Here is a 15,432-nt window from a genome sequence, read left to right as displayed (position 1 = left end):
ACACGGCCGGCAGTGCAAGTGGAGGCCTCCCTTTGACCATGATGAAGCCCGAGGACCAGGCCCGCCTGGACGCGGTGTACGACGGTGACCACAAGGGCGCCTTGATCAGCTCCATGGGCATCGAGTTCCTGGAGGTCAGCGCCGAGCGCGTGGTCGCGCGCATGCCCGTCGAGGGCAACACCCAGCCGTACGGGCTGCTCCACGGCGGGGCCTCCTGCGTGCTGGCCGAGACCATCGGTTCCACCGGCGCCGCCGTGCACGCCGGCCCCGGCCGCCGGGCCGTCGGCGTCGAGATCAACGCCACCCATCACCGGTCGGCCACCTCCGGCCACGTCACCGGGGTCGCCACGCGCCTGCATGGCGGGCGCACCATCGCGACCTACGACATCGAGATCACCGACGAGCAGGGACGCCGGGTCTGCACCTCGCGCCTCACCTGCATGCTCCGTGACGCCACGTGACATTCCTCTCGTATCACGCTGCGATTTGCCACTCTCTTTGCACGGGAGCCTCATAGCTCGCTAGCGTTGTGACGCCAGAGCCCGTGGGTGGTCGAGTAGACAACGTGTGCGGCCGGGGAAGCCCTACATGGCCCCAAAGACCACCCGCGGGCTCCTTGCGTCCCCGAGGGCGCCTGTGGACCTGAAACGGCCCCCGGCGGCCGAGAAGCCGCGCGGGGGCCGGTGCGCCCGTCGTGACGGCCTCAGCGGGCCTGCGCCGAGGTCTCGCCGGCGCCGGACACGTCGTCGTCCGAATGCGTCGGGTCGAGCACCCGCCTGAGGAAGGTGCGCGTGCGCTCGTGCCGCGGAGCGCCGATCACCTGCTCCGGCGGCCCCTCCTCGACGACCACCCCGCCGTCCATGAACACCACGCGGTCGGCGACCTCCCGCGCGAAGCTCATCTCGTGCGTGACCACCAGCATCGTCATGCCGTCGCGGGCGAGCTTGCGCATGACCGACAGCACGTCCCCCACCAGCTCGGGGTCCAGCGCGGAGGTCGGCTCGTCGAACAGCATCAGGTCGGGGTCCATGGCGAGCGCCCGGGCGATCGCCACGCGCTGCTGCTGGCCGCCCGACAGCTGCGGCGGGAAGGCGTCGCACTTGTCGGCGACGCCGACCTTCTCCAGGTTGTCGCGGGCGATGCGCTCGGCGTCGCCCTTGCCCCGCTTGAGCACCCGCCGCTGGGAGATCATGACGTTCTGCAGGACCGACATGTGCGGGAACAGGTTGAACGACTGGAACACCATGCCGAGCCTGCGCCGCGCCGCGTCGATGTCGACGTCGGGGTCGGTCAGCTCGACCCCGCCGACGCGCACCGTGCCCTTGCTGGGTTGCTCCAGCAGGTTGACGCACCTCAGCAGCGTCGACTTGCCCGACCCCGAGGGGCCGATGATGCAGACGACCTGGCCCTGGTCGACCGTGAAGTCGATGCCCTTGAGCACCTCGAGGTCGCCGAAGGACTTGTGCAGGTCCTTGATCTCGACCGCGTGCGCCATCGCCGTCACCGCCCCTTCGCCTGACGCTTCTCAAGGCGTCCCGCCAGGTACCCCAGCGGGATCGTGACCAGCAGGTACGTGAGCCCCACCACCATGATGGGCGTGGCGTTGGCCGTCGTCGACGCCAGGTCGTTGCCGAACTTGGTCAGCTCGACGTACTGGCTGGTCACCCCGAGGAACAGCACCAGCGAGGAGTCCTTGAGCAGCGCCACGAACTGGTTGGTCGTCGGCGGGATGACGATGCGGATCGCCTGCGGGATGACCACCGAGACCATCGCCCGCGCGTGGGACATCCCGAGCGAGCGCGCGGCCTCCATCTGCCCCTTGGGCACGGCCTGCAGGCCGGCCCGCAGGGTCTCGGCCATGTAGGCCGCGCTGACGATCGTCAGGCCCAGGATGCCCTGGCCGTACGTGCCGCCCGGGACCTCGAAGCCGGGGAAGGCGGACGGCAGGAAGAACACGAGCAAGAAGATCAGCAGGGCGGGGAGACCGCGGAAGATCTCGATGTAGATGACCGCGATCCACCGATACGGGCGCACCGAGGACAGCCGCATGAGCGCGAGCAGGAGCCCGCCCAGCGAGCCGAAGACGAAGCCGCCGACGGTGTAGATGATCGTGTTCTTGAGCGCGACCGTGAACAGCTCGGGGAAGGCCTGCGCCGCCACATCGAACCTGGCGAAGTTCTCGGCGAGGTTCTTCCAGTTGGTCAGGAGCACGACCGCGACGAGCGCGAGGATCAGGATGACGTACTGGACGCCGCGGCTGATCCGCTGTCTCTTCCGGGGGCTGAGCCGCGACCCGCCGGGCGCTGGCCCGGCGGGTCCGGCCGGCTCGGCCGTGATGGGCTGGTCGGTCATGGAATCAGGAGGCTCCGAGCTCGCCGGGCTTCTTGCCGAACCACTTGACGAAGATCTGCTCGTAGGTGCCGTCGGACTTGGCCTTGGCGATCTCCTCATTGACCACCTTGGCGAGGGCGTCGTTGCCCTTCTTCATGCCGATGCCGTACTGCTCGCCGGTGTCGAGGCTGGCGATCAGCTCGAACTTGTCGGCGATCTCGGGCTTCTTCAGCCAGGTGAGCACGACGGGAAGGTCCTGGACGATCACGTCGGCCTGGCCGGACTGCAGGCCGAGCAGTTCCTTGGGCGAGTCGGCGAACTCGGTCGGGTCGAAGCCCTTGCCCTTGACGTAGTCCAGGCCGGTGGTGGAGGCCTGCGCGCCGAGCTTGAGGTTCTTGGCCTTGACGTCCTCCAGCGACTTGGCGCCCGTGCCCTTCTTGGCCAGCAGGGCCTGGGTGGCGTCGAAGTAGGGGTCGGAGAACAACAGGTTCTTCTGACGCTCGGGAGTGATCGTCATGCCGGCGGCGGCGACGTCGCACTTGCCGGCGTTCAGAGCCGCGCCACTCTTGATCACCGCGAAGTCGATGTCCACGATGTCCTGGGTCACGCCGAGCTTCTTGGCCGCCAGGTCGACGATGTCGACGTCGAAGCCGACCGTCTTGTCGCCCTGCTTGTACTGGAACGGCTCATAGGGCAGGTTCGTGCACGTGGTGAGCTTGCCCGGGTTGATCAGCTTGATCCCCGAGGCGGCCGGGGCACTGCCGGCCGGCGCGTTGGAGGCGGTGGCACCGGTGTCCGATCCGCCGCCGCAGGCGGAGAGAAGGCACGCGGCGCCCACGACGAGCGCCCCGATTGATGTCATACGGCGACGCCTGGACCAAAAGACCACAACGTCCTCCTCTTTAGCTGTATGTCGGAGTTAAGTTAAGTTACCGTAACCCTGGCCATGGTCCCGCACCTGGTCACCAGGGGTATTACCGGAAAGAAACGATCGCACAACACATCACCGCGCCTGGCGCTCCGGGATCATCGGAGGGTTAGTGTTCGATCGTGCGGACGCCTCTCCTCCTGGTGGGCTTCACGCTCATCGCATCCATGTCCCTGTCCCTGACCGGCTGCTCCAGCGCTTCCGGCGACCCTGGCAAGCCGACGCCGACGCCGTCCGCGACGTACGCCGTCCCCGCCGAGACCGCGCGGCCGGACGAGACGGTCATCAAGGCCCCGGTCGTGACGGACGGCCTGATGCGCTTCCACGTCCTGGCGTTCCGCGACGGCATGCCCAGCCTGGTGGGCAGTCACGCCGAGTGGCCGGCCAAGGGGCAGTACGTCCGCATCCGCGTCCTCGTCGAGAGCATCGACCGCAGCAACCAGCAGTTCGACGCCCGCCAGCAGCTGGCGATCGCCTCCGACGGCCGCTCCTTCCACATCGACCTGGCCGCCCAGACCACCAAGCGCCAGCCCTTCGAACTGGTGGTCGGCAGTTTCGTGCGCATGGAGTTCGACCTGTGGTTCGACGTGCCCAAGGACGCCAAGATCACCAAGATGCGGTTGTTCGGCGAGCCTCCGCTCGGCGTCATCGGCAAGTCCAAGGGCGTCGAGGTGACGATCCGCTGAGCCTGGGCGCGTCACCGAGCCTGGACGCGTCGCTGCACGCGGACGCGTCACCGGGCCGGGACCCGCGACGGCCCGGCCGGAGGCGTCCGGCCGGGCCGCTCAGAACGTCGCGACTCTCGCGCGGCACCCGTCAGTGGGCGCCGAGCTCGCCGCCGAGGTACGCCTCGCGGACCTGCGGGTCGTCCAGCAGCTCTGAGGCGGCGGCCGACTTCACCACCCGCCCGGTCTCCAGGACGTACGCACGGTGGGCGAGCTGCAGCGCCTGCTGGGCGTTCTGCTCGACCAGCAGCACGGTGGTGCCCCGGTTGTTGATCTCCCTGATGATCGAGAAGATCTGGGCGACCAGCATCGGCGCCAAGCCCATCGACGGCTCGTCCAGCAGCAGGACCTTCGGCTTGCTCATCAGCGCGCGGCCGATGGCGACCATCTGCTGCTCGCCGCCGGACATCGTGCCGCCCGCCTGGTTCTTGCGCTCGGCCAGCCGCGGGAACAGCTCGAAGACCTCGTCGAGATCCTTGGTGAGGTCGCCGCTGCGGGTGTAGGCGCCCATCAGCAGGTTCTCGGTGACGGTCATGCCGGGGAACACCCCGCGGCCCTCCGGGGACTGCCCGATGCCGGCCAGCACCCGCTTGTGCCCGGGAAGCTTGCTGATGTCCTTGCCGTCGAAGGTGACCGTGCCCGACGACAGGGGCCGCAGGCCCGAGATGGTCTTGAGGGTCGTCGTCTTGCCGGCGCCGTTGGCGCCGATGAGCGTGACGATCTCACCCTCGGCGACCTCGAGCGAGATGCCCTTGATCGCCTCGATCTTTCCGTAGTGGACGTGCATGTCCTTGATTTCAAGAAGCATCTGCGGGAGCCCCCAAGTACGCCTCGATGACCCGCGGGTCGTTCTGCACCTCGGCGGGGAGGCCGTCGGCGATCTTCTGCCCGAAGTCCAGCACCGCGATGCGGTCGCTGATGCCCATGACCAGCGCCATGTCGTGCTCGATCAGCAGCACCGTGTGGCCGGCGTCGCGGATCTTGCGGATCAGGCCCTGCAGGGACTCCTTCTCGGCGGGGTTCATGCCCGCCGCGGGCTCGTCCAGGAGCAGCAGCTTGGGCTTGGTCGCGAGGGCCCGCGCGATCTCCAGCCGCCGCTGGTCGCCGTAGGGAAGGTTCTTGGCGGTCTCCTCGGCGCGGTTGCCGATGCCGACGAACTCCAGCAGCTCGCGCGCCAGGGCCTTGCCCTCGCGCTCCTCCTTGCGGTGCCACGGCAGCCCGAGCGCCGCGCTGAACATGCCGGCGCGGTGGTGGGCGTCGGCCCCCACCATGACGTTCTCCAGCGCGGACATGTTGTGGAACAGCCGGATGTTCTGGAAGGTGCGGGCCACGCCGCGCTTGGTGACCTTGAACCGCTTCATCCCGTCGATGCGGTCACCGTCGAACACCACCTGGCCGGACGTCGGGCGGTAGACGCCGGTGACGACGTTGAACACCGTCGTCTTGCCGGCGCCGTTCGGCCCGATGAGCGCGAAGATCTCGCCCTGGTTGATCGTCAGCTCGACCTCGCGCAGGGCGACGACGCCGCCGAACTGCATCTTGACCTTCTGCAGCTGCAGAAGCGGACGCGGATCGCTCATTTCGCTGCCCCTTCGGCTGCTGCGGTGTGGGCATCCGGCGCAGGGACCTCCGCGCCCATGGCGCCCATGCCGCCCGTTCCCTCCGCCAGCTCCGCTCTGCGGCGCCGTGAGGGCAGCAGGCCCTCCGGACGGAAGATCATCAACGCTACCAGCACAGCGCCGAACACCAGAATGCGGTACTCGGACAGCCCGCGGAACCGCTCGGGCAGCCAGGCGACGAGGAACGCACCCAGGATGACCCCCGGGATGTTGCCGGAACCGCCCATCACGACCGCCGCCAGGATGGTCGCCGACAGCATGAACAGGAAGTCGTTCGGGTTGATCGAGATCGTCTTGGACGCCCAGACGACGCCCATGGCGCCGCCGATCGAAGCGCCGATCGCGAAGGCGAGCAGCTTGAACTTGAAGGTGGGCACGCCCATGACCTCGGCGGCGTCCTCGTCCTCGCGGATGGCGGCCCAGGCCCGGCCGACCCGGCTCTTCTCCCAGCGCTTGACGAAGATGATGATCGCCGTGGCCACCACCACCAGCAGGTAGTAGTACGGCCGGGGGTCGAGCAGACCGTAGTGGAAGATGTCCACCCCGAAGACCGTGACGCCGTCGATGCTCGGCGGGTGCGGGATGCCGGCGATGCCGCGCGGCCCGCCGATGGCGTCGGTGTTCTCGGCCGTCTGGCGGACGATCTCACCGAAGCCGAGCGTCACGATGGCCAGGTAGTCGCCGCGAAGGCGCAGCGTAGGCCCACCCAGCACCACCCCGGAGAGCGCCGACAGGATCACGCCGGCGACGAGGATCTCCCAGAAGTTCAGCCCCATGCGGGTGCCGAGCAGCGCCATCGAGTAGCCGCCGATGGCGAAGAACGCGACGTACCCGAGGTCGAGCAGGCCGGCCTGGCCGACGACCACGTTGAGGCCGATCGCGAGCACCACGTACGTGCCGATGGGGAAGAACAGGACGCTGGCCCAGTCGCTGTACGGCGACATGATCGGACCGAGGGAATCGGAGGGCAGCAGCAGCGCCGTGATGAACAGCAGGACGTAGAGCGTCCAGCGCTGCCAGCCCGGGGCGGTCGCCCACCGGTCGCGGACGCCGTCGATGAACGCCGAGAAGGCGTTCCTGCCGTTGGTGATCGTGTTCGTGCTCATGCGCGCGCCTGCTGGAGTGATTCACCGAGAATGCCGGTGGGCCGGAACATCAGGACCAGGACGAGAACCGTGAACGCGATGACATCCTTCCATCCCGAGCCGAAGACCGCGGCGCCGTAGTTCTCGATCAGACCGAGGAACAGGCCGCCGAGCAACGCTCCGCGTAGGTTGCCGATGCCCCCGAGCACGGCCGCCGTGAAGGCCTTGATGCCGAGGAGGAAGCCGATGGAGAACTTGGTGACCTCGAACTGCAGGACGAACAGGGCGCCGGCGACGCCGGCCATCAGGCCACCGATCAGGAACGTCATCCGCACGATCTTGTCGATGTCCACGCCCATCAGGACCGCGGTCTCGGGGTCCTGGGAGGTGGCCCGGATGCCGCGGCCGATCTTGGTGCGGTTCACCAGCAGGTCCAGCAGGACCATCATGCCGATGGCCGCCACGAAGATCAGGACCTGGTCGACCCGGATCTGCGCGCCGCCGAGCGTGAAGAGGGTGTCCTTCTCCATGATGCGGGCCACACCCATCTGGTTGCGGCCCTGCTGCGGACGGTTGAACACGTGCGGGATGATCACCAGGGCGAAGAGCTCCTGGAGGAAGAGCGAGGCGCCGATGGCCGAGATGAGTGCGGCCAGGCGCGAGGCGCCGCGTTTCCGCAGCGGGCGGTAGGCGATGCGCTCCAGCAACATGGCCGAGCCCGCGGAGGCGAAGCCTCCCGCGAGCACCATCAGCAGCAGCCCGCCGACCAGCGCGAGCCCGGTGAGCGGCGTGGTGATGCCGAGCGCCATGACCACGAACGCCGACGCCATGGTGCCGATCATGAAGATCTCGGAGTGCGCGAAGTTGATGAGGCGCAGCACGCCGTACACCATCGTGTAGCCGAGGGCGACGAGGCCGTAGATCGCGCCCAGGATGAGGCCGTCGATCGTGTACGGCCAGAAGGAGCCGAGGAGGTTATCGAACACAGGGTTTCGCTTTCGAGGAAGCCTTCACGCGAGGTCGGACACGGACAGGGGCGGGAGCGCCGTTGCGATTCCCGCCCCTCATTACCTGGCCGTTGACGTAACGTCCGTCAGCCGAGCTTGGCCGTCGTCGTGTCGCCGAGCAGCCCGATCTGGCCGTCCTTGACCTGGTACATGTAGATCGACTTCGCGGAGGGCTCACCGGTGGGGTCGAACGAGATGTGCTTGGAGATGCCGTCGAAGTCGGACTTGCCGACCGCCTCGTTGATCGCGTCGGCGGTGGTGGCGCCGCCGGCGAGGGCCTTGGTGAAGGCCGTCATGGCGTCATAGCCCTCGGTCGCGTAGATCAGCGGGTCGGCGTTGAACTTCGCCTTGTAGTCGGCCGCGAACTTCTTGACCTTCTCGTCGGTCTCGGCGGAGGTCGGGATGCGGCAGGGGCAGCCGATGAGCGCGCCCTCGGCCTGCTTGGCGCCGGCGCTCTCGATGATGCCCTTGTCGAGCGAACCGTCACCGGAGAAGAACTTCGCCGTCACGCCCTTGTCGCGGAGCTGCTTGAGCAGCTTGCCGGCACCGGCGTAGTAGCCACCGAAGACCACCGCGTCCGGCTTGGCGGAGGCCACCTTGGTCACCGTCGAGGAGTAGTCGGTGGCGGCCGGGTCGAGCGCGTCGTCGGTGACCGTGACGCCCTTGGTCTTCAGCTGGGCGCGCACCGCGTCGGCGAGGCCCTTGCCGTACTCGGACTTGTCGTCGACCACGAAGACGTTCTTGGCGGCCGCGGCGCCGGCGACGAAGTCGGCGATGGCCGGGCCCTGCACGCCGTCGTTCGGGACGACGCGGTGCCAGTACTTCCATCCGTTCTTGGCGAGGTCGACGTTGGTGGCCGAGGCGGAGATGTTCGGGATCTTCGCCTCCTCCAGCACCGGCACGGCCTGCTTGGACTCGCCGGAGAACGCCGGTCCGACCAGCCCGACGATCTTGTCGTCCTTGATCGCCTTCTGGGCCAGGGACACCGCCGTCGTCGCGTCAGCGCGGCTGTCGTACTTGATCATCTCAAGCTTGACCTTGGGGTTGGTCGCGTTGTACTCGTCCACGGCAAGCTGAGCGCCGTTGCTCGGCGGGATGACGATGCCGGAGTTCTCACCCGTCAGGTCCCCCATGAAGCCGATCTTCAGCGTGCTGGGCGCCGCGGAATCGCCGCCACCGGTGCTGGAGCCCGAGTCAGCGCCACCACAGGCGGCGAGACCAACGGTAAGTGCCACACCGACGGCGAGCACGCCCCCGAGGCGAGCAATCTTGGGCCGCAAGGTTGCCTTCCTTTCGCCTGATCCCGCATCCCGGGATCGGGTTCACAGAGCCACCCTGGCAGTTGGGCCAGGGTTCGTTGACGGCATTACACCCAGCTCAAGTCACAGGTCGGTACAGAGTCACATCACGTTACCGCTTCGTTATCACACCGGTCCTCTTCGGCGATCAGCACGAAAAGTAAAGGTCACATCGCGGTTGCATGGCCGACCAAGATCGACTGTATGGGCTCGCGGGCGACGGGGCGCCGCCGGACCCGTCCGATCTGACACGACTGGACGGCACGGTGTCGACCTCGCTGTCAGATCAGGACTCCTCGGGAGGCTTGGCCTCGCTCACGACGGCCTGGGCGACCTGGCGCATGCTCAACCGCCGGTCCATCGACGCCTTCTGGATCCAGCGGAACGCCTGCGGCTCGGTCCAGCCGTGCTCGGCCATCAGCAGGCCCTTGGCCCGCTCGACGAGCTTGCGCGTCTCGAGGCGCTCGCCGAGGGTCGTGACCTCGCGCTCGAGGGCCGCGATCTCCTCGTGCCGGCTCACGGCCATCTCGATCGCCGGCACCAGGTCGGACTTGGTGAACGGCTTGACCAGATAGGCCATCGCCCCGGCGTCCCGCGCCCGCTCGACCAGGTCGCGCTGCGAGAACGCCGTCAGGATCAGGCACGGCGCCACGCGCTCGGACACGATGCGCTCGGCGGCCGAGATGCCGTCGAGGATGGGCATCTTGACGTCCAGGATCACCAGATCGGGGCGCTGCTCCAGAGCCAGCTTGATCGCCGTCTCGCCGTCACCGGCCTCGCCGACGACGGCATAACCCTCTTCTTCCAGCATCTCCTTCAAATCGAGGCGGATCAGCGCCTCATCTTCCGCGATCACCACTCGCCGCTGCGTACTCACGACCAAGAGAGTACCGACGTCCGCTAGATTAGGGGCACGAGCACCACGGCGCCCCGATAGACCAACGGCAGAGTCGATGGCCTCAAAATCCATACAGTGTGGGTTCGAATCCCACTCGGGGCACACGCATGGGCAGCCGCGCGGCACCGCCGCGCGGCTTCGCTCTTCTCAAGCCCCGACGCCTCGCTGTGCCGCCCCTCGGCCTTCACGATCACCTCGGCGCCTGTGTCCCGCGGCGCCCGCTTCCCCGGCACGCCCGTCCGCGCGATGCGGCCGTCATCGCGCGGAAACGCCGATGACCGGCAGGCGGGAAGCCGCCTGCCGGTGCTCGCCGTCGTGGGTCAGTGCTCGCTGGAGACCGCGGAGCCGATGGTGTGGACGCGCAGGGCGTTGGTGGAGCCGTGGTTGCCGGGAGGCGAGCCGGCGACGATGACGACCTTGTCGCCCTTCTCGTAGCGGCCGATGGACAGCAGGGCCGACTCCACCTGACGCACCATGTCGTCGGTGTGGTGCACGAACGGCACCTCGAAGGTCTCGACGCCCCAGGTGAGGGCGAGCTGGCCGCGCACCTCGGGGGCCGAGGTGAAGGCCAGCAGCGGGATCGGGGAGCGGTAGCGCGCCAGCCGCCGCGCGGTCTCCCCCGACATGGTGAAGGCGCACAGGGCCTTGGCGCCGACGATGGCGCCGACCTCGGCCGCCGCGCGGGCGATGGCCCCGCCGGTGGTCTCGGGAAGCCGGTCGAAGGTGTGGGTGGCCTCCAGCGACTCGGCCTCTGCGGCCGAGGCGATGCGGGCCATGGTGGCGACCGACTCGACCGGATAGCTGCCGACGGAGGTCTCGCCGGACAGCATGACGGCGTCGGCCCCGTCCATGACGGCGTAGGCGACGTCGGAGGCCTCGGCGCGGGTGGGCCGGGGGGCGCTCATCATGGAGTCGAGCATCTGGGTGGCCACGATGACCGGGTGGGCCTTCTCCCTGGCCAGGGCGATGGCGCGGCGCTGCACGATCGGCACCTGCTCCAGCGGGAGCTCCACGCCGAGGTCGCCGCGGGCGACCATGATGCCGTCGAAGGCGTCGACGATCTCTTCGAGGCAGTCGACGGCCTGCGGCTTCTCGATCTTGGCGAGGAGAGGCAGGTGGACGCCCTCCTCGTCCATGATGGCGCGGACGATCTGGGCGTCCTCGGGGCTGCGCACGAACGACAGCGCGATCATGTCGAAGCCGGTGCGCAGCGCCCAGCGCAGGTCTTCCTCGTCCTTCTCGGTGAGGGCGGGGGCCGAGACCGCGACGCCGGGCAGGTTGAGGCCCTTGTTGTCGGAGATCATGCCGCCGACGAGCACCTTGGTCACCACGCGGGGACCGTCGACCTCGGTGGCCTCCAGCACCAGGCGGCCGTCGTCGACGAGGATCTTGTCGCCCGGCTGGACGTCGTTGGGCAGGCCCTCGTAGGTGGTGGAGACGATCGCGCGGTCGCCGGGGACGTCCTCGGTGGTGATGGTGAAGACGTCTCCGAAGCCGAGCCGGACGGGCCCCTCGGCGAAACGGCCCACACGGATCTTCGGGCCCTGCAGGTCGGCGAGGACGCCGACGGCCTTGCCGAGCTCGGCGGCCGCCTCTCTCACCCGGCCGTGGATCTCCTTGTGGAGCTCGTGGCTCCCGTGACTGAGGTTGAACCGCGCCACGTTCATTCCGGCGGCGATCAGCTCGCGCAGCCGCTCCGGGGAGGAGGTGGCGGGCCCCAGTGTGCAGACAATCTTCGCTCGACGACTCACAAGTCCTACCCTAATTGGTACAGACCACTTGATGATGACGAAGTGCACAGCCCCTGGGGAAATCCAGGTGACATCAGCCTTGCCATCGCGTGCGCTCCGCACGTCGCCGCAGGTGGGGCCCGTTTCTTTCGGGCAGAGGCCGCGACCGGCGCGGAAGGGCGCGCGGGGTCCGTTTTCGTGTTGCGTGCTCTAGGAAGGATAGTTGCCCCGCAGCGTGCCCGCAGGCCGTACGGACCCGGTGGACCGCCGGCGGCCCGGCAGGTGAACGGCGGGCGCCCTGCCCGGTGAACGCCCGCAAGGCCCCGCCCGGACGCGCCGGACGGGGCCTCAGAAGGCGTTCGGAGGCCGTTCAGCCCTTGGCCGTGGCCGCCCGGTAGGCGTTGACCAGGCCGTGCCCGTAGAAGCCGTTCTTCGCGGCCGGCCCGGCGCAGGTGTGGGTCTCCTCGCTCACCGAGTAGGTGGTCGAGCCCGAGGCCGGGCAGCTCACCGGGGTGGCCGTGGCGTACAGCAACTGCTCGACCCTGGACGGGGACAGCGTCAGCCCGCCCTTGCCCGGCCTGCCGAAACGGGCCACCAGGATGGCCGCGACGCCCGCGGCGTGCGGGGAGGCCATGGAGGTGCCGGACAGGTACTGGTAGTAGGAGCAGTGCCCGTGGTGGCACTCGCGCACCACCGAGCCGCCGAGGGGCTTGCCCGCGGCGTCGATGAGCTTCTCGCGGCGCAGCACGTGCGTCGGCGCGGCGGCCAGGATCTCCCTGGTGGCGCCCTTGAGCGAGGTGCCGGCGTCGGAGGGGTCGCCGCCGGGGGCCGACAGGTCGGTCTGCTCGGTGCCGTAGTCGGAGTACCAGGCCTTGCGCTTGCTGGGGCCGAGGGCGGAGACGGAGATGACGCCGCGCGACTCGGCCGGGACGTTCACGCACGAGTTGTCGATGGTGCGCTCGCGCTCCTTGCCCAGCGGATAGCCGGGGCTCTCCTTGTCGGTCGTGGGGTCGCCGAGGTCGGTCGAGCCGTTGCCGAGAGCGCTGACGAGCGTGACGCCGCGGGCCCGGGCGTAGTCGAGCGCGCGCTGGACGCCGGTGACGATGCCGGCCTGCTGGAGCCGATCGGCCTTGGAGTCGGCCGGGTTGTTGGTGCAGTTGAACGTCCACGGGTCGACGAAGAAGCTCATGTTGACCACGTCGATGCCCGCGTCGCCGGCGTAGGTGAGCGCGTCGAGGACCGGCTTGAGGAAGAAGAACCCGGCGTCGGTGCCGGCGCGGATGTTGACGAGCGAGACATCGGGCGCCACGCCCGCGACGCCGATGCCGTTGATCGGCGAGCCGATGGTGCTGGCGACGTGGGTGCCGTGCCCGTCGTCGTCCACGTCGGCGGGGTCCTTGCAGCTCTTGACCTCGCACGGCCCGTCGAGCGTCTTGCCGTTGGGGTCCTTCGGGTGGTCGGTCACGAAGTTGCGGCTCAGCGCCCGGTTGAAGTTCGGGGCGATGTCGGGGTGCCTGCCGTCCACGCCGGTGTCGATGATGCCGACCGTGACCTTCTTGTTCGCCCGGTTGACGGCGTAGGAGCCCGAGGGGGTGGCGCCGATCATCCTCATGTCCCACTGGCGTCCCGCCAGGGGTTCGGCCTTGACCGACTTCCCGTTGAAGGCGTTCGCGGCGGGCGCGCCCGCGGCGGAGGCGTTCGCGGCGGAGGCGTCCTCGGCCGAGGCGCCTTCGGCGGCGGCCGGCGACAGCGGCGCCGTGAGCGGGCCGGCGCCGGCGGCGACGGCCGTGGCGGCGCCGATGCGGCGATTGTCGGTCACGCCGACGACGGCGGGACTCGCGCCGAGCGCCTCGGCGAAGCCCGTGCGAGGGCCCCGGGCGATGATGTAGCCGAGCTTGGCCTCGACGGCGGCGGCGACGCCTCCGCCCGCCTTGACGGCGCTCAGCGCCTCGGCCTGGGCGCCCGCGCCATAGAAGACGAGGTACTCACCCCTGCCCGCGACCGGCGGCGCGGCGCCCGCCGGACCCGCCCCTGTCACCAGCGAGGCGGCGGCGAGCGTACCCGCCACCGCGAGTGAGACGGCGGCGCCCGCCAGGCGTTTGTACCCCCGCACCATGGACCTTCCCCTCATGCCTGTCCTACAACGAGGCAGCATCTTTCAGGGGATCGAGCACCAAAGCAAACTGCGATCAGATACTCCGGCATTCGACCCATTACACACATATATAGCTATAAACACCGTATGGGATGACCGGATTACTACAAAAAGGACGGCGCCCCGAATCGGGGGACGCCGTCCTTCAGGCCGTCCTTCAGAGCGTCACACCAGCGGCCGGGCCGTCGGCGGGATCGCGACGGGCAGCGCCGTCCGGCCGCTCAGGAAATGGTCGGCCGCGGCGGCCGCCGAGCGGCCCTCCGCGATCGCCCACACGATGAGCGACTGCCCCCGGCCCATGTCACCGGCGACGAAGACGCCCTCCACGCCCGACATGTAGGACTTGTCGCGCGCGACGTTGCCCCGGGCGTCGAAGAACGCGTCCGGGTCGGCGGACAGGGCCGCCAGGTCGGTGAGCAGAGCCCCCTTCTCGGGACCGAGGAAGCCTATCGCCAGCGTGACCAGCTCGGCCGGGATCTCCCGCTCGGTGCCGGGGATCGGCCGGAACCCGCTCGCCGGGCCCTCGACGTCCACCAGCCGCAGGGCCTTCACCCGTCCCTGCTCGTCGGCGACGAACTCGGTGGTCGAGACGGCGTACACCCGCGCGCCGTCCCCGGCCTCCAGCTCCTCGTGGGCGCTCTCCATCTTGAACAGCATCGGGTAGGTCGGCCACGGCTGGGAGTCCGGCCGCAGCTCCGGCGGCTTCGGCATGATCTCCAGCTGGGTGACCGACAGCGCGCCCTGGCGCACCGCCGTGCCGATGCAGTCGGCGCCGGTGTCGCCGCCGCCGATCACCACGACGTGCTTGCCCTCGGCCGACACCGGCGAGGCGGGCAGGTCGCCCTCCTGCACCTTGTTGGACAGGGGCAGGTACTCCATGGCCTGGTAGATGCCCTCGTACTCGCGGCCCGTCACCGGCAGGTCGCGCCAGGCGGTGGCGCCGCCGGCCAGGACGACGGCGTCGAACTCCTCGCGCAGCCGCTCGGCGGTGACGTCCACGCCCACGTTGACGCCGGCGCGGAACTCGGTGCCCTCGGCGCGCATCTGCGAAAGGCGCCGGTCGATGTGCCGCTTCTCCATCTTGAACTCGGGGATGCCGTACCGCAGCAGGCCGCCGACGCGGTCGGCCCGCTCGAAGACCACCACGTCGTGACCGGCGCGGGTGAGCTGCTGGGCGGCGGCCAGCCCGGCCGGGCCCGAGCCGACGACGGCGACCCGCTTGCCGGTCTTGGCCGACGGCGGCTGCGGCGTCACCCAGCCCTCGTCGAAGGCCCGGTCGATGATCTCCACCTCGACCCGCTTGATCGCCACCGGGTCCGCGTTGATGCCGAGGACGCACGCCGCCTCACACGGAGCCGGGCACAGGCGGCCGGTGAACTCCGGGAAGTTGTTGGTGGCGTGCAGCCGCTCGATCGCCTCGCGCCAGTCGTCGCGGTAGACCAGGTCGTTCCACTCGGGGATGAGGTTGCCGAGCGGGCAGCCGTTGTGGCAGAACGGGATGCCGCAGTCCATGCAGCGGGCGGCCTGCCTGGTCAGGGCGGGCCGCGGGAAGTCCTCGTAGACCTCCCGCCAGTCGCGGATGCGGACGTCGACCGGGCGGCGCGCCGGCAGCTCACGCTCGTGCGTCAAAAACCCCTTGGGGTCGGCCATCGGTGA

General features: G+C 69.2%; 14 protein-coding genes and 1 tRNA gene. 3 read left to right on the top strand and 12 right to left on the bottom strand.

Annotated features, from left to right (window positions below; all coding sequences use genetic code 11):
- Positions 1 to 41: 41 nt before the first annotated feature.
- A complete protein-coding gene (locus ABZU32_RS08200; RefSeq protein WP_354919301.1) occupies positions 42 to 461 on the top strand; it encodes a hotdog fold thioesterase in 420 nt (139 codons plus the stop codon).
- A gap of 242 nt (positions 462 to 703) precedes the next feature.
- Here ABZU32_RS08200 and ABZU32_RS08195 read toward each other — a convergent pair whose 3' ends face one another.
- The 3 genes from ABZU32_RS08195 to ABZU32_RS08185 are packed head-to-tail and all read right to left on the bottom strand — an operon-like array spanning position 704 to position 3,193.
- Positions 704 to 1,495 (bottom strand): amino acid ABC transporter ATP-binding protein, encoded by a 792-nt coding sequence (locus tag ABZU32_RS08195; protein ID WP_354918842.1) that lies wholly within the window; start codon positions 1,493 to 1,495, stop codon positions 704 to 706.
- A gap of 5 nt (positions 1,496 to 1,500) precedes the next feature.
- Complete coding sequence (locus tag ABZU32_RS08190) at positions 1,501 to 2,352, bottom strand: amino acid ABC transporter permease (protein ID WP_354918839.1); 852 nt, start codon at positions 2,350 to 2,352, stop codon at positions 1,501 to 1,503.
- A gap of 4 nt (positions 2,353 to 2,356) precedes the next feature.
- Positions 2,357 to 3,193, bottom strand: coding sequence for an ABC transporter substrate-binding protein (locus ABZU32_RS08185; RefSeq protein WP_354918836.1), 837 nt, complete (start codon positions 3,191 to 3,193; stop codon positions 2,357 to 2,359).
- 188 nt (positions 3,194 to 3,381) lie between these two features.
- Between ABZU32_RS08185 and ABZU32_RS08180 the strand changes: the two genes are divergently transcribed.
- Positions 3,382 to 3,945, top strand: a complete 564-nt coding sequence (locus tag ABZU32_RS08180; protein ID WP_354918834.1) for a DUF4352 domain-containing protein — start codon at positions 3,382 to 3,384, stop codon at positions 3,943 to 3,945.
- Between the two features lie 130 nt (positions 3,946 to 4,075).
- Here ABZU32_RS08180 and ABZU32_RS08175 read toward each other — a convergent pair whose 3' ends face one another.
- From ABZU32_RS08175 to ABZU32_RS08150, 6 genes are all read right to left on the bottom strand, one after another.
- The gene (locus tag ABZU32_RS08175; RefSeq protein ID WP_354918831.1) at positions 4,076 to 4,792 is read right to left on the bottom strand and encodes an ABC transporter ATP-binding protein; all 717 of its coding nucleotides are present in this window, start codon (positions 4,790 to 4,792) and stop codon (positions 4,076 to 4,078) included.
- On the bottom strand, positions 4,782 to 5,564 hold the full coding sequence (locus ABZU32_RS08170; RefSeq protein ID WP_354918828.1) for an ABC transporter ATP-binding protein: 783 nt from the start codon (positions 5,562 to 5,564) through the stop codon (positions 4,782 to 4,784). Before ABZU32_RS08170 ends, ABZU32_RS08175 begins: the two co-directional genes overlap by 11 nt.
- Positions 5,561 to 6,709: a branched-chain amino acid ABC transporter permease gene (locus tag ABZU32_RS08165; RefSeq protein ID WP_354918825.1), complete on the bottom strand. Its 1,149-nt coding sequence runs from the start codon at positions 6,707 to 6,709 to the stop codon at positions 5,561 to 5,563. Before ABZU32_RS08165 ends, ABZU32_RS08170 begins: the two co-directional genes overlap by 4 nt.
- A complete protein-coding gene (locus ABZU32_RS08160; RefSeq protein WP_354918822.1) occupies positions 6,706 to 7,674 on the bottom strand; it encodes a branched-chain amino acid ABC transporter permease in 969 nt (322 codons plus the stop codon). Before ABZU32_RS08160 ends, ABZU32_RS08165 begins: the two co-directional genes overlap by 4 nt.
- Before the next feature lie 107 nt (positions 7,675 to 7,781).
- Entirely contained in the window at positions 7,782 to 8,930 is a 1,149-nt protein-coding gene (locus ABZU32_RS08155; RefSeq protein ID WP_354919298.1) for a branched-chain amino acid ABC transporter substrate-binding protein, read from the bottom strand.
- Positions 8,931 to 9,279: 349 nt separating this feature from the next.
- Positions 9,280 to 9,870, bottom strand: a complete 591-nt coding sequence (locus ABZU32_RS08150) for a response regulator (protein ID WP_354846057.1) — start codon at positions 9,868 to 9,870, stop codon at positions 9,280 to 9,282.
- 50 nt (positions 9,871 to 9,920) lie between these two features.
- On the opposite strand from ABZU32_RS08150, the gene ABZU32_RS08145 reads away from it, so the two are divergent.
- Positions 9,921 to 9,993 (top strand) — tRNA-Leu (locus ABZU32_RS08145).
- 218 nt (positions 9,994 to 10,211) lie between these two features.
- Here ABZU32_RS08145 and pyk read toward each other — a convergent pair.
- The 3 genes from pyk to ABZU32_RS08130 all read right to left on the bottom strand — a co-directional run bounded on the left by pyk (position 10,212) and on the right by ABZU32_RS08130 (position 15,426).
- On the bottom strand, positions 10,212 to 11,642 hold the full coding sequence (pyk, locus tag ABZU32_RS08140) for a pyruvate kinase (RefSeq protein WP_354918819.1): 1,431 nt from the start codon (positions 11,640 to 11,642) through the stop codon (positions 10,212 to 10,214).
- A 349-nt stretch (positions 11,643 to 11,991) separates the two neighbouring features.
- On the bottom strand, positions 11,992 to 13,752 hold the full coding sequence (locus tag ABZU32_RS08135) for a S8 family serine peptidase (protein ID WP_354918816.1): 1,761 nt from the start codon (positions 13,750 to 13,752) through the stop codon (positions 11,992 to 11,994).
- Between the two features lie 189 nt (positions 13,753 to 13,941).
- A complete protein-coding gene (locus tag ABZU32_RS08130; RefSeq protein ID WP_354918813.1) occupies positions 13,942 to 15,426 on the bottom strand; it encodes a glutamate synthase subunit beta in 1,485 nt (494 codons plus the stop codon).
- Between the last annotated feature and the right edge of the window lie 6 nt (positions 15,427 to 15,432).

Source organism: Sphaerisporangium sp. NPDC005288 (genome assembly GCF_040607475.1).
GTDB lineage: Bacteria > Actinomycetota > Actinomycetes > Streptosporangiales > Streptosporangiaceae > Sphaerisporangium > Sphaerisporangium rhizosphaerae.
The sequence above is the reverse complement of the archived record's forward strand: the minus strand, read 5'-3'. Positions and strand labels throughout refer to the sequence as shown.